The organism is Pseudochryseolinea flava, from assembly GCF_003286915.1.
Classification (GTDB): Bacteria; Bacteroidota; Bacteroidia; order Cytophagales; family Cyclobacteriaceae; genus Ohtaekwangia; species Ohtaekwangia flava.
Genome location: NZ_QMFY01000001.1, coordinates 569,102 through 590,214, shown reverse-complemented (window position 1 = coordinate 590,214; position 21,113 = coordinate 569,102). Strand labels below are relative to the sequence as shown.

15 protein-coding genes and 1 tRNA gene are annotated in these 21,113 nt (G+C 43.9%); 10 read left to right on the top strand and 6 right to left on the bottom strand.

All coding sequences use genetic code 11. The features are described from left to right. Positions 1 to 53: 53 nt before the first annotated feature. The 3 genes from htpG to DQQ10_RS02680 all read right to left on the bottom strand — a co-directional run bounded on the left by htpG (position 54) and on the right by DQQ10_RS02680 (position 3,524). Positions 54 to 1,961 carry a molecular chaperone HtpG gene (gene htpG, locus DQQ10_RS02690; RefSeq protein ID WP_112745239.1) on the bottom strand — a complete coding sequence of 636 codons (1,908 nt, stop codon included), beginning with the start codon at positions 1,959 to 1,961 and terminating at the stop codon, positions 54 to 56. Between the two features lie 526 nt (positions 1,962 to 2,487). Further along, positions 2,488 to 2,931 carry a hypothetical protein gene (locus DQQ10_RS02685; protein WP_112745238.1) on the bottom strand — a complete coding sequence of 148 codons (444 nt, stop codon included), beginning with the start codon at positions 2,929 to 2,931 and terminating at the stop codon, positions 2,488 to 2,490. Between the two features lie 119 nt (positions 2,932 to 3,050). Further along, complete coding sequence (locus tag DQQ10_RS02680; RefSeq protein WP_112745237.1) at positions 3,051 to 3,524, bottom strand: DUF4293 domain-containing protein; 474 nt, start codon at positions 3,522 to 3,524, stop codon at positions 3,051 to 3,053. 92 nt (positions 3,525 to 3,616) lie between these two features. Here DQQ10_RS02680 and DQQ10_RS02675 point away from each other — a divergent pair, with 92 nt between their 5' ends. The 7 genes from DQQ10_RS02675 to DQQ10_RS02645 all read left to right on the top strand — a co-directional run bounded on the left by DQQ10_RS02675 (position 3,617) and on the right by DQQ10_RS02645 (position 13,697). Further along, on the top strand, positions 3,617 to 4,816 hold the full coding sequence (locus DQQ10_RS02675; RefSeq protein ID WP_112745236.1) for an acetyl-CoA C-acyltransferase: 1,200 nt from the start codon (positions 3,617 to 3,619) through the stop codon (positions 4,814 to 4,816). 82 nt (positions 4,817 to 4,898) lie between these two features. Continuing rightward, positions 4,899 to 5,258: a four helix bundle protein gene (locus DQQ10_RS02670; RefSeq protein WP_112745235.1), complete on the top strand. Its 360-nt coding sequence runs from the start codon at positions 4,899 to 4,901 to the stop codon at positions 5,256 to 5,258. Between the two features lie 106 nt (positions 5,259 to 5,364). Next, on the top strand, positions 5,365 to 6,111 hold the full coding sequence (gene truA / locus DQQ10_RS02665; RefSeq protein ID WP_112745234.1) for a tRNA pseudouridine(38-40) synthase TruA: 747 nt from the start codon (positions 5,365 to 5,367) through the stop codon (positions 6,109 to 6,111). 17 nt (positions 6,112 to 6,128) lie between these two features. Next, a complete protein-coding gene (ispF, locus tag DQQ10_RS02660; protein ID WP_112745233.1) occupies positions 6,129 to 6,614 on the top strand; it encodes a 2-C-methyl-D-erythritol 2,4-cyclodiphosphate synthase in 486 nt (161 codons plus the stop codon). Further along, positions 6,611 to 7,297 (top strand): tRNA (5-methylaminomethyl-2-thiouridine)(34)-methyltransferase MnmD, encoded by a 687-nt coding sequence (gene mnmD / locus DQQ10_RS02655; protein ID WP_112745232.1) that lies wholly within the window; start codon positions 6,611 to 6,613, stop codon positions 7,295 to 7,297. Before ispF ends, mnmD begins: the two co-directional genes overlap by 4 nt. 326 nt (positions 7,298 to 7,623) lie before the next feature. Next, positions 7,624 to 12,183 (top strand): glutamate synthase large subunit, encoded by a 4,560-nt coding sequence (gene gltB / locus DQQ10_RS02650; RefSeq protein WP_112745231.1) that lies wholly within the window; start codon positions 7,624 to 7,626, stop codon positions 12,181 to 12,183. 38 nt (positions 12,184 to 12,221) lie between these two features. After that, on the top strand, positions 12,222 to 13,697 hold the full coding sequence (locus DQQ10_RS02645; protein ID WP_112745230.1) for a glutamate synthase subunit beta: 1,476 nt from the start codon (positions 12,222 to 12,224) through the stop codon (positions 13,695 to 13,697). 105 nt (positions 13,698 to 13,802) lie between these two features. On the opposite strand, the gene serS is transcribed toward DQQ10_RS02645, so the two are convergent. Beyond that, on the bottom strand, positions 13,803 to 15,077 hold the full coding sequence (gene serS, locus DQQ10_RS02640; RefSeq protein ID WP_112745229.1) for a serine--tRNA ligase: 1,275 nt from the start codon (positions 15,075 to 15,077) through the stop codon (positions 13,803 to 13,805). A 268-nt stretch (positions 15,078 to 15,345) separates the two neighbouring features. Between serS and rho the strand changes: the two genes are divergently transcribed. After that, on the top strand, positions 15,346 to 16,968 hold the full coding sequence (gene rho, locus DQQ10_RS02635; RefSeq protein WP_112745228.1) for a transcription termination factor Rho: 1,623 nt from the start codon (positions 15,346 to 15,348) through the stop codon (positions 16,966 to 16,968). Positions 16,969 to 17,100: 132 nt separating this feature from the next. On the opposite strand, the gene DQQ10_RS02630 is transcribed toward rho, so the two are convergent. After that, the gene (locus DQQ10_RS02630; RefSeq protein ID WP_112745227.1) at positions 17,101 to 18,363 is read right to left on the bottom strand and encodes a DEAD/DEAH box helicase; all 1,263 of its coding nucleotides are present in this window, start codon (positions 18,361 to 18,363) and stop codon (positions 17,101 to 17,103) included. Between the two features lie 25 nt (positions 18,364 to 18,388). On the opposite strand from DQQ10_RS02630, the gene DQQ10_RS02625 reads away from it, so the two are divergent. Together DQQ10_RS02625 and DQQ10_RS02620 are read left to right on the top strand one after the other, a co-directional pair. After that, on the top strand, positions 18,389 to 19,726 hold the full coding sequence (locus DQQ10_RS02625) for a dihydroorotase (RefSeq protein WP_112745226.1): 1,338 nt from the start codon (positions 18,389 to 18,391) through the stop codon (positions 19,724 to 19,726). 169 nt (positions 19,727 to 19,895) lie between these two features. Then, a tRNA-His gene (locus DQQ10_RS02620) sits at positions 19,896 to 19,974 on the top strand. Positions 19,975 to 20,045: 71 nt separating this feature from the next. On the opposite strand, the gene DQQ10_RS02615 is transcribed toward DQQ10_RS02620, so the two are convergent. Continuing rightward, on the bottom strand, positions 20,046 to 21,008 hold the full coding sequence (locus tag DQQ10_RS02615; RefSeq protein ID WP_112745225.1) for an SIMPL domain-containing protein: 963 nt from the start codon (positions 21,006 to 21,008) through the stop codon (positions 20,046 to 20,048). Positions 21,009 to 21,113: the final 105 nt, after the last annotated feature.

The window sequence follows — 21,113 nt, the reverse complement described above, 5'->3', positions numbered from 1 at the left end:
AAAAAAGGGAGCTTATCGCCCCCTTTGTAATATCCGTCATTAATGTGCAGCTATTAACTCACCAACTCTACACTTCTTTTAATGAAGCTCGTGAGGTCGGCGCCTGTTAACATATTTTGCGATAGCAACGCTAGATCGTATGCTTGTTTTGCGAGTTTAATCTTTTGCTCTTCGTTGGATGCAGTCAAGATCTTTTGGATGATGGAGTGATTACCATTTACCGCGACAGCATAGTTATCCGGCATATTGCCCATGAAACCAAATCCGCCACCACCACCAAGCTTAGCCATGTCCTTCATACGACGCATAAATTCGCTCATGGTAATAACCACCGGCAATTCATCTGTCGACAGCGATTCAACTGTTACCGTGAATGTTGTGTTGTTTATGGCTTTATCAAATACACCTTTAATTTGTGTCTTCTCATCTTCGCTTAACACGCTTTCAAGCTTCTCGTCTTTTTCTACCAACTTGTCGGCAATCTCGCTATCCACACGCTTCAGCTGAGTTTTCTCAAGCTTCTGCTCCAACGTATTGATGAAGTGACTATCGATCACACCGTCGAGTTGAAGAACATCATAGCCCTTGTTCTTCGCTGCCTGGATAAAGCTGTCTTGCTTTCCTGCACTCGATGTATACAAATAAATAAGTTGCCCGTCTTTATCTGTTTGGTTGGCTTTAACCTTCTCTTTGTATTCTTCAAAAGTGAAATACTGACCATCAACATTCTTAAACAACGCAAAGTCTTTTACTTTATCATAGAACTTGTCGTCGCTGATGATACCGTACTTCACGAATATGCTGATGTCATCCCACTTCTTCTCAAAATCTTTTCGGTCCTTCTTGAATAACTCTTGAAGTTTATCGGCTACTTTCTTGGTAATGTGTGCGCTAATTTTCTTCACGTTCGCGTCGCTCTGCAAGTAGCTACGAGAAACGTTCAACGGAATATCTGGCGAGTCAAGAATACCGTGAAGAAGCATGAGGAAGTCGGGAACGACATCCTTCACTTCATCGGTAATAAATACTTGACGGCTGTAGAGTTGAATTTTATTTCGCTGAAGTTCAAAATCGGCTTTTACTTTAGGGAAGTACAATACGCCGGTGAGGTTGAAAGGATAGTCTACATTGAGATGAATCCAGAACAATGGATCTTCAGTATATGGATACAGCTCTTTATAGAACTTTAGATAATCTTCATCTTTTAATTCGGCTGGAGATTTTGCCCAAAGCGGAGCCGGGTTGTTGATGATACGATCTTTTTGGATCGTCTTATATTTTGGTTTGCCTTGTTCGTCTGTGCCGTCTTCAACACTTTCGCCCTCCATGCCAAACTTAATTTCCACAGGAAGGAATTTGCAGTATTTGTCAAGGATGCCTTTTAATCTCCACTCGTCTAAAAATTCTTCAGAGTCTGCATTAATGTGTAGAATGATGTCTGTTCCACGTTCTGCTTTTTCAGCTGGCGTGAGTTCAAATTCTGTCGAACCATCGCATTCCCAACGAACAGCTTCGCTGGCATTGTCAACTTTGTAGGAACGAGAAACGATTTCTACTTTTTCGGCCACCATAAAAGCGGAATAGAATCCTAATCCGAATTTTCCGATGATGTCTTTTGCATCACCTTTGTCTTTGAACTTTTCTACGAATTCTGTGGCACCAGAAAACGCGATCTGGTTGATGTATTTTTTAATCTCATCTCCCGTCATACCAAGGCCACGGTCGCTAACGGTGATGGTTTTCTTTTCTTTGTCGAACGAAACATTTATGGTAAGGTCGCCGAGCTCGCCCGTGAATTCTCCCATGGACGATAACTTCTTCAATTTTTGAGTCGCGTCAACGGCATTACTCACCAATTCCCGCAAAAAGATCTCATGATCGGAATACAAGAACTTCTTAATGATGGGGAAGATATTCTCAGTATGAATTGAAATGGTACCTTTTTCCTGTGCTTCTGCCATAAATTTTTTGTTTTTGAACGTATTCCGAGCTGTCCAAAATTGTTCCAAGACTAAAATTATGACAGGATGACAGCAAATGGTGAGGTAGCTGTGAGTTGCGAGCTTTGAGCTAAGAGCGATTAAGCCCCGGTAATTTTCATCTTTGCATACAATCGTCGCTTCGTCGCCGAAACCAGAGGTTACTGCCCGGCATTTTTTGCTAATATCGCATTCGATAACCCACCGAGGACCGTTAAAGATTTTATACTTATCCTGTACTTATCCTATACTCACCTTATACTTATAGAGTACAGCCGAACGTAGCTTGTTTGGAGCAGCATTGGAGGGATAATAGAGTAAGCAGACAGGATTAAAAAATCAAAAAAGTGAGGGCTTCCCCGTGGATAAGCGAAAATAGCAGTGTTTCAAGCCACGCGTTTGGGTAGCCGCAAGTAACTTGAAACACCTTTGCTTAGAGCTTTCCGCTTTGTGCGTCGCGAAACGCGCCGTCTTCGACGTTCTGCTTTAAGCTTTTAAGTTTTCTGAACTATCTTTTGAAGATATATCGCGTAATAAAAATTCCGTTTCCATCAGTTTCGCCGCCGTCACTCTCTACGCCGCTGGTGACAAATACAAGGGTCCATCCCTCTTTGGCCATCTCTGTAAGCTTGGAGGAAACAACAGCATCATTGGAGGCAATATTTTGAAAGTTAATGCCTGCAACACTAAAAAAGTTGAGCAGCTTGGTTTCGTCGAAAGCGTCTATTTTAATATCGTCGCGCTTTACATCGCCTTGATCAGACTTCTTTCCATCCGTGCGCGATGTCGTCAATGGTTTGTAATCTGCCGATTGTTTTGGATCGAGCATACGTGACCTACCGATACCCGCAGGCACAATCGATTCGATTGTCGTGATGATTCGATACTCTTGCGCCACGGCAGCTCCGGCAATGGTAATCAGAAATAAGAGGCTGAATAAGAACTTCTTCATAAAGGGTAAATTTTATGAAGCCTTATAACGCAGTGATCGTGCCAATGTTTGCATATCATCGGCGGCAGCATACGGCATAACCAACAAATGCCGCAAATAAGGTTAGATTGTAAACAAAGTTATCGCAAGCGGTCTGAATCGCGTACGAGCTTTTCATCGCGGCGAATGAATTGGTTGGACAAGAAATTAGAGATCACCGCACCAAAAGGCAACCATAGTCCGAAACCAAATGCACCTCCCAATTGGCCATGTAACTGGTAAGAAAAGTATAATGCCGACGCCATAGCTCCAGCGATAAACAGTGAATTCAATGCGCCCAATTTCAATTGCAGCAGTCTATTTTTATAACGCCCAATTTCGATGATGGCCAGTGTAATCGCGGCAACCATTAAACATGCCGTGAGGGCGTATGGCAAATAGGCTGTTGTAAGCGTATCGCCTGTAGCCGTCTTTTCTTTTATGGAATAGTGAAACGCATATAGAAGGTGTGTCTTGCTTTCCGACACCTGCGACGCCCAAATAGGCATAAGAAGCGATCCAACAAGACTTGCTATAACGACGATGAGAAATAGGGTTTGAATTCTTTGCCACATAAGCGTGTTCGTTTAACTTGGCCTCGTCCTGTCGACGAAGGCAGGGCAAAAGTATAAAAATTTCGTACCTCGCCGCCCGTAAATAAAATTTTATGAGTACTTCAGCTTATGTCGTTGATATTTTAAGAACACCAATCGGAAAATACGGTGGAGCCTTAGCGGCAAGTCGCCCCGATGATTTAGCAGCGCTTGTCATCAAAACGCTGCTCCAACGAAATTCGTCGTTCGATGTCAATAACATAGAAGAGGTTGTTTTCGGTGCTGCGAACCAAGCCGGTGAAGACAATCGCAATGTCGCGAGGATGGCATTGTTGCTGGCGGGATTGCCATCTACTATTGCTGGTGTTACAGTGAACAGACTTTGTGCTTCAGGACTTCAAGCGATCGCGGATGCTGCGCGTGCAATCCAATCGGGTGATGGCGTGTCTTACATCGCGGGAGGTGTCGAGAGTATGAGTCGCGCTCCTTTTGTGATGCCGAAACAGACATCCGCTTTCTCAAGACAAGCCGAAATTTTTGATACGACCATCGGGTGGCGATTCATTAACAAAAAACTCTCGGATCTCTACTATCCCTATTCAATGGGTGAAACGGCGGAAAATGTGGCCAAGAAATGGAACATCTCGCGAGAAGCGCAAGATGCCTTCGCCTTGCAATCGCAAGAAAAATATCAGCGTGCTTTCAGCGACGGAAAATTCAAAGCGGAATTGGTTGCTGTTGATATCAAGGATGAAAAAGGGAACACTCGCGTTTTCGACGCGGATGAACATCCAAGAATGACTTCGCTCGAAAAACTAGCGTCATTAAAACCAGCATTCAAGCAGAACGGCACCGTCACCGCCGGAAATTCCTCGGGGATAAACGACGGCGCTGCCGCAAGTTTAATTGTGAGCGAATCGGCACTAAAGAATTTTAATCTCACGCCAATGGCCCGCATCGTCGCGATCGGTGTCGCAGGTGTAGATCCTGCGTACATGGGCATCGGTCCCGTACCCGCCACGCAAAAAGCATTGCAACGCGCTGGATTAAAAATAGGCGACATTGGTTTGATTGAACTCAATGAAGCTTTCGCGTCACAATCATTGGCCTGCGTTCGCGATCTCAATATTGATCCGGCAATTGTCAACGTCAACGGAGGCGCTATTGCTTTAGGACATCCATTGGGCTGCAGTGGCGTACGCATCAGTGCCACATTACTTCACGAGATGAAAAGGCGAAAAGTGCGTTACGGTTTAGCAACCATGTGCGTAGGAGTAGGGCAAGGGATAGCGATTGTTTTTGAGAGGCTGTGAATTTTGGAGTCAGGAGACAGAAGTCAGGAGTCAGAATGCAGCGTGAATAGTTTTATATGTTATACTAATAAATTTTACCGTTATGCAAAAATCAAAAAGTTTTAAGGAGCTTGTCGTTTGGCAGAGAGCTCACCAATTAGTTTTATCTGTGTATGGGTTGACAAAAGTGTTTCCACGGGAAGAATTATTTTGTTTGACCCAACAATATCGGCGAGCTGCTGTTTCGATTGCTGCAAACATTGTTGAGGGCTATCGGAAAAGGACCAAGCCCGAAAAGATTCGGTTTTTAAATATTGCACAAGCATCGCTGGAGGAGTGTAAGTACTATGCGTTACTTTCTAACGATTTAGGGTATGCAGATACAATAATTTTGCAAAATTCATCCGAAGAAACCAGCAAACTTCTTGACGCCTATATAAAAGCAATCGAAGCATCTTCTTGACTGTGAAAACAAAGTTTTTTCAATGCCGCTATTAAAGATTCCTTATACTATACTATCCTTGTATTTGAGTTCAAAAATTCTGACTCCTGTCTCCTGACTTCTCAACATGCGCCTCTTCTTCGAAATCCAATACAACGGCTCCAATTATATCGGATGGCAAACACAGCAAGACGGCATCAGTATTCAGTCGGTTGTTGAAGATTCTTTAGGAAAACTCTTGAGAGAGCAAGTCGAGATTTATGGTAGTGGTAGAACGGATGCCGGTGTTCATTGCGAGCAACAATTTTTTCACGTCGATGTGCAGCAAGATGTTGAAGACCTTGATCAGCTACTCTTTCGTCTGAATGCATTCCTGCCAAAAGATATTTATCTACCATCGGTACGCCGCGTTCGTGACGATGTTCACGCACGATACGCTGCATTACAACGCGTCTATAATTATCGCATCACAACAGTTAGAAATCCGTTTCTTGATAAACTCGCCTGGCATCACTTCCGGCACGTCAATATAGATCTGATGAATGAAGCAGCATCGCACATGTTAGGCGAGCACGATTTTGAATCGTTTAGCAAAGTGAAAACTAACGTAAAACATTTTCTTTGTGACGTTACACAAGCGGAGTGGCATGTGCAGGGAGATAGATTGGAATTTGTAATCGCAGCGAATCGGTTTTTGCGGGGTATGGTTCGTGCGACCGTAGGCACATTAATAGACGTGGGCACCGGGAAAATTTCTGTCGAGGAGTTTAAGAATATCATCCACCATCGAGACCGGAAAAAAGCAGGCGCGAATGTTCCTCCGTATGGGTTATATTTGGTGCACGTTAAATATCCCGATGATATTTACATATAAGTTCTCAAGCGTAAATCATGAATAAGATTAGAGTTGGGATGGGCTTCGACGTTCATCAACTGGAAGAGGGAAGGCCATTTTTTATGGGTGGTGTTCAATTGCCTGGAAACAAAGGCGCAGTGGGGCATTCAGATGCAGATGTTTTGATCCATGCAATTTGTGATGCGTTGCTTGGTGCAGCAAACCTTCGCGATATTGGCTTTCATTTCGCGAATACGGATCAGCGATGGAAGGGAATGGATTCAAAATTTTTTTTGAAAGAAGTGACGCGTATGCTTCACGAAAAAGGATGGCGCGTGGGTAATGTAGATTGCACGATAGCACTTGAAAAACCCAAAGTGAATCCTCATATCGACGCCATGAAAAAAACAATGGCACCGTTGATGAACATCGAAGAAGATGATATCAGTATAAAGGCAACGACAACAGAAACATTAGGTTATGTGGGGCGTGAAGAAGGTGTGAACGCGTATGCCGTAGCATTAATATTCAAAGATTCATGAGTATTGAAATTATCACAACGGCCGACGGATCTCATTCATTACGGAATAGTGAATTAAATGAGACCTATCACTCTGTGCATGGCGCGTTGCAAGAGTCGAAGCACGTATTTATTAAAATGGGGCTTGATCATTTTCTAGAGCAGCATCCGGATGTTTCGGAGGTTAATGTTTTGGAGATTGGCTTCGGTACCGGATTGAACGCGTTTCTAACATGGCAGCGGTCCTTCGAAACTTCACAAAGAATTAACTATACATCGCTTGAAACTTTTCCGATTCCAGAAGAGCTTTGGTCGAAATTAAATTATGCACCAGATGACAGGGCCAAGGCTGGTTTCGTAGCCTTGCATCGTGCGGAGTGGAATACGTTCGTGGAACTAACGCCGAAGTTCTATCTCAGAAAGATCGAACAATCATTAGAGGACCTTACGCCTCCGGTCGAGTCTTTCGACGTGGTGTATTTCGATGCGTTCGCTCCAAACAAGCAACCGGAAATGTGGACACAAGAGATACTTTCCAAGGTTTCGGCGAGTTTAAAAAGGGGCGGAATTTTCGTGACATATTGTGCAAAAGGACAGCTCAAGCGTGATCTCAAAGCGCTCAACTTGGAAATTTCAACTTTATCGGGACCACCGGGTAAAAAAGAGATGGTTCGCGCGAGAAAGTGTAGTGTTTTTGACAAGTAGGGTCAAATTTAACCCTGCATTTTTACAAAACGTTTCAAATTCAATAACTCTCTGTAAATCTTGAACTTTCGAGTGTTTTTTCAGTGATTTTCTGAAAATTTTTCAATCGTTTTCGGAGTTCCTGTATTTTTTCAAATGTGAAGCCAGTGCAATCGTGTACGTTTTCAGGATTTGTAAACATTCTGAAACATTTCTAAAAAGATTCCAAAAATTCTGTTGCTGCCTAAGTAGCTCGAAATTTTCTATCGGTTTGTTAAGTATTTTAGAGATTCGTTTGGCCCCAAGTCGTCCGAAACGCACCCAACCTAGTAAACAAAAGAAAGAAGATGAAAGAGATTACCAGCCGTGGTTTGTACACCCCAGAACTGGAACACGATGCCTGCGGTATTGGCTTTGTTGCTAATATTAATGGTAGCAAAACGAACCAGACTTTACGTGATGCCCTCTCGATGCTCGAAAACATGGAGCACCGCGGAGGCCGAGGTAGTAGCCCTAAAACCGGTGATGGCGCTGGGGTGTTGCTGCAAATACCGCATGACTTCTTTGTAGAAGAAGCAACGCGCCTAGGATTTGAAATCCCAGCACTGGGTTCATATGGCGTCGGTATGGTGTTCTTTCCACGCGATAAGAAGGTAATGAATGCATGCCGCGAGGTATTGCGAAAAAATATTAAAGAATTAGGTTTAGAAGTTCTCGGCTTCCGTGTCGTGCCTGTCGACCATAGCATTCCTGGTCCAGGTGCAGCTGAAGTTGAACCGGTGATCGAACAAGTTTTCGTAAAACCTGTTGACGCTTCACTAACGGGTGACGCTTTCGAACGCCGCCTTTTCGTTCTTCGTAATTTCACCTCTCATACCATTTCGAGCACAGTGAAAGGAACGAACAATGAGTTCTACATCACATCGTTCTCTGCGCGCACAATTATCTATAAAGGTCAGCTTCGTACAGAGCAGCTTCGTGCTTACTTCGACGATCTACAAGATGCGCGTATGAAAACGGCGCTCGCCCTTGTTCACTCACGCTTCTCTACCAATACATTCCCGAACTGGAAACTTGCCCAACCATTCCGCTATATCGCGCACAATGGCGAGATCAATACCATTCGCGGTAACGTCAATAAAATGAAGTCGAAAGAAGCGCTTTTCAAGTCGACGCTTTTTACAGATGAAGAAATTAAACGATTAACACCAATCACTAGTCCTGACGGTTCTGACTCCGCGAACTTGGATGCATTGGTTGAAATGCTCGTACTATCAGGAAGAAGTATTCCTCACGTGATGATGATGCTTGTTCCGGAAGCATGGCAGGATAACAAGTTGATGGATCCACACCGCAAGGCTTTCTATAAATATCACGCTTCGATGATGGAGCCGTGGGATGGTCCTGCTGCATTGGTTTTCACAGATGGTTCACGCATTGGTGCTACCCTCGATCGCAATGGACTTCGTCCTTTAAGATATTGTGTGACACGTTCAGGTCGCGTGATTGCTGGATCTGAAGCTGGTGCATTGCCAGTTGATCCAAAAGATATTCTCGAAAAAGGTCGTATCACACCAGGCAAAATGCTGATGATCGATCTCGAGCAAGGAAAAATCCTTGACGACGAAAAAGTAAAACGCTCAGTATACGAAGGTAAGTCTTACTACAACTGGATCATTCAAAATCGCTTGAAGCTTAGACTAGAGCCTGAAGTAGAATGGATTGAAACAAGTTTCGATGAGAAATCATTGGTTCAACGCCAGAACGCGTTCGGTTATACTTCTGAAGATGTTAAAGTACTTCTTCTTCCATTGGCGGAAAAGGGGTACGAAGCAATAGGCTCCATGGGCGATGATTCGCCGCAAGCAATCCTTTCGAAAGAGAGCCGTCACTTGTCGAATTATTTTAAACAACTTTTTGCACAGGTAAGTAATCCGCCAATTGATCCGATTCGCGAACGTCTTGTAATGTCATTATTTACAAGAGTTGGTGCGAGTCTTAACGTACTTGAAGAGACACCCCAGCATACAAACCAGATTCACATTTCACAACCCGTGTTGTTAAATCAGGATCTTGAAAAATTGAAACACTTACAAGATCAAGGTTTCGAAGCTGCTGTTATTCAATGTGTGTTTAAGGCAGATGGTGCTCCTGGTAGACTCGAAGAAAATATCGATCGCATTTGTGCCGAAGCAGAAAAAGCGGTCCGCGCGGGGAAGAAGATCATCATCTTGTCCGACAAAAAGATTAGTGATGAATATGCGCCGATTCCAACATTGTTGGCAGTAGGAGCCGTACATCAATATTTGGTAAGCAAGCGCATCCGTACGCAAGCAGGTCTTGTTGTCGAGGCTGGCGACGTTTGGGAAGTGCATCACTTCGCGACCATCATCGGTTATGGCGCAAGTGCTATCAATCCATATCTCGCGCTTGAGACTATCCATTTCATGAACAAGCATGGCATGTTCTACAAGCCGCTTGACGATGAAGAGGCATTCGCAAACTATCAGAAAGGTATTGGCAATGGCTTGTTGAAAGTCATGTCGAAAATGGGTATCAGCACATTGCAGTCATATCAATCTGCGCAAATTTTTGAAGCGCTGGGTATTGGAAGCGACGTGATGGAAAAATGTTTCAAAGGAACCATCAGCCGAATTGAAGGATTGTCTTTCGACGACATTGCAACAGAAGTATTGGTGCGTCATCAACTTGCTTTTGAAGCGGAGAGCAAAGAACTCCAGGTGGGCGGAATTTATTCTTGGAAGCGTCGTGGTGAGAAACACATGTTTAGCCCTGAGACTATTCACTTGCTCCAGCATTCGACCAAGACTAATAACTACGAACTCTACAAGAAGTACACTCAGAAGATCAACGATCAAACAAAAGATCAGATTACGATCAGAGGTCTTTTTGAATTTAAGAAACGTAATCCTATTCCAATTGCGGAAGTAGAGCCGGCGGAAGAAATCTTCAAACGTTTTGCTACAGGTGCAATGTCGTTCGGATCTATTTCTCACGAAGCACACGCAACGCTTGCCATCGCCATGAATAGAATTGGTGGTAAGAGCAACAGCGGTGAAGGTGGAGAAGATGAAATTCGTTTTGAGAAAAAAGAGAATGGCGATTGGGAGCGTTCTGCTATTAAACAAGTTGCGTCGGGACGTTTTGGTGTAACGAGCTACTACTTATCGAATGCAGACGAACTTCAAATTAAGATGGCGCAGGGTGCGAAACCTGGAGAAGGTGGACAGCTTCCTGGTCATAAAGTAGATGAATGGATCGGTAAGGTTCGTCACTCAACACCTGGTGTAGGTTTGATTTCACCTCCTCCTCACCACGATATCTATTCGATCGAAGATTTGGCGCAGCTGATCTTCGACTTGAAGAATGCAAACCGCCAAGCACGTATCAATGTGAAGCTTGTGTCACAGGCTGGTGTTGGTACAGTAGCCGCAGGTGTTGCAAAAGCAAAAGCAGACGCAATCTTGATTTCAGGTGCCGACGGCGGAACCGGAGCATCACCAATCAGCTCTATTCGTCACGCAGGTTTGCCATGGGAACTTGGTCTGGCAGAAGCGCATCAAACGCTTGTAAAAAATAATCTTCGCAGCCGCGTTGTTCTTCAAACTGACGGACAAATCCGTTCAGGTAGAGATATCGCGATAGCGGCAATGTTGGGTGCCGAAGAGTGGGGTGTTGCTACGGCTGCCCTTGTTGTTGAAGGATGTATCATGATGCGCAAGTGCCACTTGAATACTTGCCCAGTAGGTATCGCAACACAAGATGAAAGCTTGAGAAAACTTTTCACAGGTGATCCTGATCACGTTGTGAACTTCTTCGGATTCCTTGCTCAAGATCTTCGTGAGATCATGGCTGAACTGGGTTTCAGAACAGTAACTGAAATGGTAGGACGTACCGATCTTCTTCGCGTTCGTCAAGACATCGAACATTGGAAGATTAAGAAACTTGACTTGTCACCAATTCTCCATAAAGAAGAAGGACGTGAGGGTGTTGGAATGTTCAAGCAGATCGAGCAAGATTTCGAACTTGAAAAAGTACTCGACTGGAAATTGGTTGAAGCCGCAAGACCAGCGCTTGATGATTGTGAGCCTGTTCAAGAGAAATTTATCATCCGCAACACAGATCGTTCAGTCGGTGCATTGTTGTCGAATGAGATTTCCAAAAAATACAAAGGCAAAGGTCTCCCAGAGGATACCATTAAGTTCCATTTCAAAGGTTCTGCCGGTCAAAGCTTTGCAGCGTTTGTTGCACCGGGTGTAACATTCGAATTGGAAGGTGAAGCCAACGACTATTTCGGAAAAGGATTGTCGGGTGGTAAGCTCGTGATCTATCCAGACAAAGAAGCATCATTCAAACCAGAAGATAATATGATCATTGGTAACGTGGCGTTCTACGGCGCAACGTCTGGTGAAGCATTTATCAGAGGCCAAGCAGGTGAACGCTTCTGCGTTCGTAACTCCGGTGTTACAGCAGTTGTAGAAGGTGTTGGTGATCATGCTTGTGAATACATGACTGGCGGTCGTGTAGTTGTGTTGGGTAAGACAGGTAAAAATTTCGCAGCTGGTATGAGCGGTGGTATCGCTTATGTATTCGATCCGGAACATGCGCTTGAGAGATTATGCAACCGCGAAATGGTTGATCTCGAGACGATGGAGGACGAAGATAAGGCAGAAGTGAGAGCGATGATCGAAAAGCATTTCAAGTATACGGGTAGCGATCCTGCAGAATGGGTTCTTGAAAATTGGGAAACCGCTGTAGACTTGTTCGTGAAAGTAATGCCAAGAGATTACAAGGCTGTGCTGCAGAAGTTGAAAGCGTCACGTAACGGTGCGTCTACAAAAGCTGAAGCGCCTGTAGCGAAAGGCAAAAAAGTAGAAGTGAAATAATCGAGACCAATTAACAATTACACCAGACATTTAAGAAGATGGGACAGATAGATGGATTTATGAAGTTCGATCGCGAGATGCCAAAATCACGCGACCCAAAAGAACGTCTCAATGATTATAAAGAAGTATATAATCCGCTCGACAAGGAAAAAGTAAAACAACAAGCAGCACGTTGTATGGACTGCGGTGTTCCTTTTTGTCACAACGGTTGTCCACTTGGGAATATCATTCCTGAATTTAACGATGCGGTATACTCCGGCAAATGGGAAGAAGCAATTAAAATTCTCAGTAGCACGAACAACTTCCCAGAGTTCACCGGGAGAATTTGCCCTGCGCCATGTGAGGCAAGTTGTGTGCTAAGTATCAATAACAAACCTGTTACGATCGAGTACATCGAGAAGACGATTGCTGAACAAGGGTATGAGAAAGGTTATATTAAAGCTAACCCTCCGAAGACCAGAACCGGTAAGCGCGTAGCCGTTGTTGGTTCAGGCCCTGCTGGACTCGCCGCTGCAGCACAACTTAACAAGGCTGGACATTGGGTGACCGTGTTCGAAAGAAGTGACCGGATTGGTGGACTTCTTCGCTATGGTATCCCTGACTTTAAATTGGAGAAATACGTATTGGATCGCCGTCTTCGCTTGATGGAGCAAGAGGGAATCGTATTCCGTACTAATGCGCACGTTGGTGTTAACATCAGCGCCAAGCATCTGCAAGACGAGTTCGATGCAATCGTCATGTGTGGTGGTGCCTCTGCGCCCCGTGACCTTCCGATTCCAGGCAGACAATTTAAAGGTGTTCACTTTGCGATGGAATTCCTGTCGCAACAGAACAAGCGCGTAGCGGGGGATAAAATATTCTCCAATGAAATTCTCGCTACTGATAAGAATGTACTTGTGATCGGCGGTGGAGACACCGGATCAGATTGCGTAGGTACATCAAATCGTCACGGTGCCAAGTCTGTTACACAAATTGAACTTCTTGCAAAACCTCCGTTGACCAGAAACGAAGCCAGCAATCCTTGGCCACTTTGGCCGATGGTACTGATGACTTCATCATCACATGAAGAAGGTGTTACACGTCAGTGGGCTATCCTTACGAAGGAATTCTTAGGAGACAATAGCGGACGTCTCACGGGCCTTAAGGTAGTCGATATCAAGTGGGGCGTAAATGCGCAAGGCAAAATGGGCTTCGAAGAAATCGCGGGTACAGAACGCATTATTCCTTGTGAGCTTGCATTCTTAGCAATTGGATTTACGGGTGCCGAAAAAGGCGGTATCGTAGACGAATTGAAAATTGAACTTGACGAGCGGGGCAACATCAAGTCGAACAACTATATGAGTTCGGTAGAAGGTGTGTTCTCGGCTGGCGACATGCGACGTGGACAATCACTCGTTGTATGGGCGATCTCAGAAGGACGCGAAGCGGCGCGCGCTGTTGATACATGGTTGATGGGCTCTTCGAATCTTGAAGCGAAGGATGAATCTTTCGTGCATATTGGTGAAGAAGCCTAGTCGGTTAAGAACTTAAGTAAACGATCATAAAAAAGCCACGCATTGCGTGGCTTTTTTGGTTTCGGGACGTTCAACATTTTTAAAGGTTAGCGACTTGTCAGAAGCTTAATTGATGATATCGAACTTTGTATAAGGCACTAATGCCGCTGGAATTCGAATACCATCTTTTGTTTGATTGTTTTCGAGAATAGAAGCAACGATTCGCGGTAGTGCAAGTCCGCTACCATTGAGCGTATGCAGCAATTGCGTTTTACCATCTTTGTTTTTGTATCGAAGTTTCAACCTATTCGCCTGATAGGTTTCGAAGTTACTGACCGAGCTTACTTCAAGCCAGCGTTGTTGCGCTGCAGAGAAAACTTCAAGATCGTAAGTCATGGCAGATGAAAAACCCATATCGCCACCACAAAGTAGTAGTCGACGGAAAGGAAGTTCAAGCTTAGTCAGCAAACTTTCTACATACGTTGTCATCTCTTCAAGTGTCTGGTAAGACTCTTCGGGTTTTCTAATTTGAACAATCTCAACTTTATCGAACTGGTGAAGGCGGTTCAGACCACGAACATGTGCACCCCAACTTCCAGCTTCTCGTCTAAAGCAAGGTGTGTAGCCAGCATTTTTAACAGGAAGCTCGTCTTCACTTAAGATCACGTCGCGGTAAAGGTTTGTGATTGGAACTTCGGCGGTAGGAATCAAATAAAGATTGTCTTCTGTCACGAAGTACATTTGTCCTTCCTTATCCGGTAGTTGTCCTGTGCCATAGCCAGAAGCTTCATTGACAACGATCGGCGGTTGTACTTCTTTGTAGCCTTGCTTTTCAGCTTCGTCTAAGAAGAAGTTAATCAACGCGCGTTGAAGTTTTGCGCCCTTACCTTTATAGACTGGAAATCCAGCGCCCGATATTTTTACACCGAGATCAAAATCGATGATGTCATACTTTTTGATAAGGTCCCAGTGTGGAAGCGCGTCACCATGAAGTGTTGGTACAGTACCCTTCTCATGAACAACAATATTGTCTTCACTACTTTTTCCGGCCGGTACTTTTTCAGTGGGCACATTGGGAAGCTTGTAGAGAAGTTCGAGTTGTTTCTTTTCGTAGGTATCGAGTTCAACTTCGAGAGCCTTTACCTTTTCTTTATCGGATGCCACGCTTGCTCGCAGCGAAGTAGCTTCTTCGCTTTTTCCCGACTTCATGAGTTCGCCAATTTTCTTGGCATCAGTATTAGATTTTGCTTTTAATTCGTCGAGGATTTTTTGTGTATCTCTTCTAAGCTGATCGTTGTCGATCACCTGACGGACGACGTCCTCGCGATCTTTGAAGTTCCTTTTAGCAAGGCCATCAAGCACTTTTTGTGTGTTTTCGCGGATAACTGCAAGTTGTAGCATGGATCGAAATTAAGGTCCCAAAATTAGTTTTTTTGTGTTGCCAGCACGTTGCGGGGAACAATAAAATATTTCCATCCGTTTGATTATAGGCATTTTTACCCTATTATTGCAAGGTCATTCGGCTTATTCAAGCCCTCTGAATTAAATCCGTAACATTTTATCTAATTTTTGTTTCAAGTTATCAGTCTCATGATAGTCAGCGTTTAGGCTGCGATCATATGCAATTCAAAACATATCATTTTTACAACACAATTCATTTTTAATCCACATGTACACTATTGACGACCTGAATGTCAGGCTCCTTTCTGAGCTAAAAGAGATTGCTGAGGGAATGGGCGTAAAGAACGCCAAGAAGTTGTCCAAGCAGGATCTTATCTACAAGATTCTCGATCAACAAGCTGCCTCCCCTGAAACTGCCCCAGCACCTGCAAAAAAATCTGCACCTACTGCCTCAACTGAATCTGAACCGGAACGCAAGATGAGACCGCGTCGTCGCGAGAACGTTGCACCAACACCGCCGAAGGCCGAGGAAAGTTCATCTGATGATTTGTCAACCGACGAATTATTAGATTCTATCAATCTTGATTTCGGAAACTCATCTGTATCATCTTTCGACGATTCGTCTGAAGCATATTCGTCGTCAGAGAGCAATAATAAAAATACGACCGAAGAAGCTCCGCAGCGCAGCGAACGTCATGAGAGTCATGAAGAGCAACGCCCGCAGCAGCAACGTCCACACCATCAACAACAATCACAACGTCTTGCTATTCGTGAATTCGATGGCGCGATCAGCAATGAAGGCGTGTTGGAAATCATGCAAGATGGATACGGCTTCCTTCGCTCTTCTGACTATAACTACCTGGCAAGCCCCGACGATATTTATGTATCGCCATCGCAGATCAAATTGTTTGGGTTGAAAACGGGTGATACTTGCAAAGGTCTTATCCGTCCACCAAAAGAAGGTGAGAAGTATTTCGCTTTATTAAAAGTTGAATCTGTTAACGGAAAAACAACTGACGAAATTCGTGACCGCGTAGCTTTCGAATATCTCACACCACTCTTCCCGGATGAAAAATTAAAGCTCAGCACAACACCCGATAATCTTTCTACACGTATCCTCGATTTGTTCTCTCCAATTGGTAAAGGGCAACGCGGTATGATCGTAGCACAACCGAAGACTGGTAAAACAGTGTTGTTAAAGAATATTGCTAACGCGATTGCTGAAAATCACCCTGAGGTTTATTTGATTGTGCTGCTAATCGATGAACGTCCAGAAGAGGTAACGGATATGGCGCGCAGTGTAAAAGCAGAAGTAATCGCTTCTACTTTCGACGAGCAAGCTGAGCGTCACGTAAAAGTATCTGCTATCGTGTTGGAGAAAGCAAAACGCATGGTTGAATGTGGTCACGACGTAGTGATCTTGTTGGATTCTATCACACGTCTTGCACGCGCTTATAACACGGTTGTGCCATCTTCTGGAAAAATCCTTTCCGGTGGTGTTGATGCGAATGCACTTCACAAACCTAAGCGCTTCTTCGGTGCTGCACGTAATATTGAAAACGGTGGATCATTGACAATCATTGCTACAGCGTTGATCGATACAGGTTCTAAAATGGATGAAGTTATCTTCGAAGAATTTAAAGGTACAGGTAACATGGAACTTCAGCTGGATCGTAAACTTTCTAACAGGAGAGTTTATCCTGCTATCGATGTTCCTGCATCGGGTACACGTCGCGAGGACCTGTTGATGAAAGAAGAAGAACTTCAACGCGTATGGATCCTTCGCAAATTTATGGCTGACATGAATTCTGTAGAAGCAATGGAATTCCTGCAAAGCAGAATGAAAGGCACACGTAGCAACGAAGAGTTCTTGCTTTCGATGAACGGGTAAGAGCTTAAAGCAGAAAGCTAAAAGCGTAAAGCTATTGCAATAAAAAAGGACACTCTCGGTGTCCTTTTTTGATTTTTGAGAATATTGTTGGAGTAGCAGCGCTTTCTACTTTGAGCTTTCTGCTTTGAGCTTTCAGCTTTTCGGAAGATTTTTCTTATCGTGAAACGCTCCCTTAAACGTAGGGTCTTCTCTTTTTCGTTGATTATCGATTTCGCGTTTCATGTCTTGCTTTTCTTCAAAAGGTGTTTTCTCAATGAAAATTTCTCCTGGAAGAATTTTACGTGGGATCTTTTCGCGAATAATCTCTTCTATTTTTTCGATGTGATATTCTTCGGCCATGTTTACTAATGTGATCGCTTTACCTTCTTGGAAGGCGCGTCCTGTTCGACCGATGCGATGGACATAATCGACATACAACACAGGTACATCGAAATTGATGACATGAGAAACTTTTACAACATCGATACCACGTGCTGTAACATCCGTTGATACAAGTATTCGAAGGTTGCCTTCTTTAAATTCATTCACCGCATTAATGCGTGTGTTCTGTCCTTTGTTAGAGTGAATGACCTTTGCTGGGCCGAGTCCTTTTCGCTCAATAAAACTGAATACATTGTCGGCGTGCTCCTTCGTTCTCGTGAAGATAATGACGCGGTTAAATGTCTCTTTATCTTGAAGCAGGTGCTCGATGAAGTTGATCTTGGTTTTCAAGTTTGGAACTTCGTAAAGTTCTTGCTCAACTTGTTTCGCCGTGGTGGCTTGTGGCGTCACTTCAACCTTGGTTGGAAATTCCAAAAATTCCGAAGACAGCCTGTCTACTTTCTCTGGGAAAGTTGCTGAGAATAATAAGTTCTGGCGCTTGCGTGGAATTACCTCAAGAATTTTTCTCAGCTGTGGCATGAAACCCATGTCCATCATGCGATCAGCTTCGTCAAGCACCATGAATTTTATTTGCTTGGTGGGCAGGTCGTTTCGTAAGTAAAGTTCCATGAAGCGACCTGGTGTGGCGATGATGATATCGACACCGGCTTTAATTTTTTCTATTTGTGTTTTCGGGCCAATACCGCCGTACAACGGAAGTATGCGGAGGTCAGTATATTTTGCAAGAAGCGCAGCATGCTCAGCGAGCTGAATCGTAAGTTCTTTTGTGGGTGCGAGAATCAACGCGCGCGGTTCGGTTCCCTGCGCATATTTAATTTTCATCAGCAGCGGTAGAAGGTATGCCGCTGTCTTTCCAGTACCCGTCTGCGCGATGCCGATCACCTCCTGGCCACCCAGGATGAGTGGGATACATTTCTGCTGGATTTCGGTGGGCTCAGAAAATCCAAGGTCACTCACGGCGTTGAGCAGCTGTCGATTCAGATTAAAATCTTCGAAAGATGTGATGGCAGACACGTTTTGCGTTTAATTTTACAACACGATGAGAACTACATTAATCCTCAATGCAAATATAGTCAACGAAGGCGAGCTCTTTCAGGGCGACGTGTTGATCAAAGGACAATACATAGAAAAGATTGGCAAAGACCTATCATCGACGAAGGCTGATCGGGTAATCGATGCAAAAGGAAAATATTTACTTCCTGGTGTCATAGACGATCAGGTTCATTTTCGTGAACCGGGCCTCACACACAAGGCAACAATTTATACGGAAGCGAGGTCTGGTGTTGCCGGCGGGGTAACAAGTTTCATGGAGATGCCAAACACAAATCCACCAACATTTACGCAGGAACTTTTGGAGCAGAAATTTCAAATTGCTTCACAAACAGCTCTCGCCAATCATTCGTTCTTTATCGGAGCATCAAACGATAACCTCGATGAAGTAATGAAGACCGATATCACCAAGGTATGCGGACTGAAAATTTTTATGGGTTCATCGACAGGAAATTTGTTGGTTGATGATCCCGTAAAACTTGAGCAATTCTTTTCACAATTTCCCTCACTGATTGCTGCGCATTGTGAAGACGAACAAACCATCAGAAATAATACGGCGGCTTTCAAAGAAAAATATGGCGATGATATTCCTGTAGAAAGCCATCCATTGATTAGAAATGCGGAAGCATGTTATAAGTCATCGTCGTTTGCTATTGGTCTTGCAAAAAAGCACGGCACCAGATTCCACATTCTGCATATTTCAACTGCGAAAGAAACCGCGTTGTTTGATAATAGTATTCCATTAGAAAAAAAGAAGATCACGGCCGAAGCTTGTATCCATCATCTTTGGTTTAATGATAATGACTACAAACGTCTCGGAAATTTTATCAAATGGAATCCCGCTGTGAAGTCGGCGAATGATCAGCAAGAAATTCTCAAGGCTGTGCTAGATGATCGTATTGATGTAATTGCCACGGATCATGCGCCGCATACTTTGGAAGAGAAGAGCAATCCCTATTCCAAAGCGCCTTCTGGCGGTCCATTGCTGCAGCACAGTTTAACAGCGATGTTGGAGTTTTATCACCAAGGAAAAATGAAGCTTGAGAAGATCGTTGAGAAGATGAGTCACAACCCGGCGATCTTATTTCAGATTAACAAACGCGGATATATCCGGGAGGGATATTTCGCAGATATCGTTTTGGTTGATCTCGAAAGACCTTGGACGGTGACGAAAGGCAATGTGCTTTCAAAGTGTGGATGGTCTCCGCTGGAAGGCGTGACATTCAAATCGCAAGTTACTCACACGTTTGTTTCTGGTCACCTTGCTTACGAGAATGGTGTGTTCGACGAAAGTGTAAAAGGACTACGATTGACTTTTAGTCGCTAGTTTTCCCGTTGGGAAATCAACAATTAGGCTCGGTTTACAGGCCTGCGCATGTGGAATAGAGTTTTTTGCGTAATTAGTGACTATAATGGTAAAGATATATTGCAAATTCGGGCTCAATCCCTAAATTTGCAGTCCCCAAAATGTCCCGGTAACGCCTGGACGAGTACATGGTGATTGTAGTTCAGTTGGTTAGAACGCCAGATTGTGATTCTGGAGGTCGTGGGTTCGAGCCCCATCATTCACCCCCAAAAAAATAAAGCCTTCCGAAATGTGAAGGCTTTTTTTATTACTGATTTCGCTGTTGTATCTGGACCCGGTGTTATGGGATTGCTTTCGTTAAATCAATATTTTGTAATTGACCGTTGGGTGTTATAAACAAGACCTGAGTCTTTGTGTCAGCAGTTTCTTTCAGGTCAAACTGTATGTTCACGCGGTACGTGAGTTGAACCATTGGTTCGCGTACAACCGGATTCAAGACGACGTCATATTGGTCGTACGCAATTGCGTTGTAAAAACGAGAAGGTGTTAAGTCGGCATATGAGATTTTATCAAGGTTACCGGATGCTCTCTTAATGGCGCGCATCGAAGGTCGCGCAACAGCTGTATACTGTTCATAGCGATTGTGTGGAAGCATGGTGGCAAAGTCTTCACTGAGCGAACGTTTTACTCCGTCGAGTTTTACACCGACGATCTCATACGATTTAATTTTCTCCTTTAAATATTCTAAGCATTTTAAACGTAGCTTCTCGTGTTGCTTGGATACATCGTTAATGAAGTAGTCAACTTTTCCCAAGTCATAAATCTCTGCTGTTGCTGCTGCTGTGATGATCTGGTTGAGTTGATCGGTTTTTTTATACGTCACAATAATATTTTTCTGTAGCTCAAAGCCGTCGGGCACTTCATTGTAAGTTTTGCTAAAGAGCTTTTCAACAACTTTAAAATCATAGCGTGGTACAAACGTTATCATATCTGTCACTATTTCAATGCTATCGATTCCCATACGCCTCATTTCTTTTTCAAATTTGTCGACGCGTCGTGAAAGAAGGGAGTCCGTCTCTTGTGCAGTCTCGCCGAGTTGCGTGACATTAAAGATTACCACATAATAATCTGCTTTTACATTCAAAAGTCCGTGTACCGAAAACAGGATGTGCTGGTCGTTTACCTGAGTTTGTAGTGATGGCAGTGCGGCGGCGCCATGTTGCCGAAAATTTGAGTTGCCGGACTTCTGTGCAAAAAGCGGCGTGTTAAAAATGATTAGTGTAATTATCGTGAGATGTTTCATGATGAAAATTTTAGTGACCGAGTTTCACGAAAATGAACATCGTATAAAACGAAGATTAAGTCGACTGTACCTTTGACTTCGCGAAGAGAACGAATGATCGAGTAA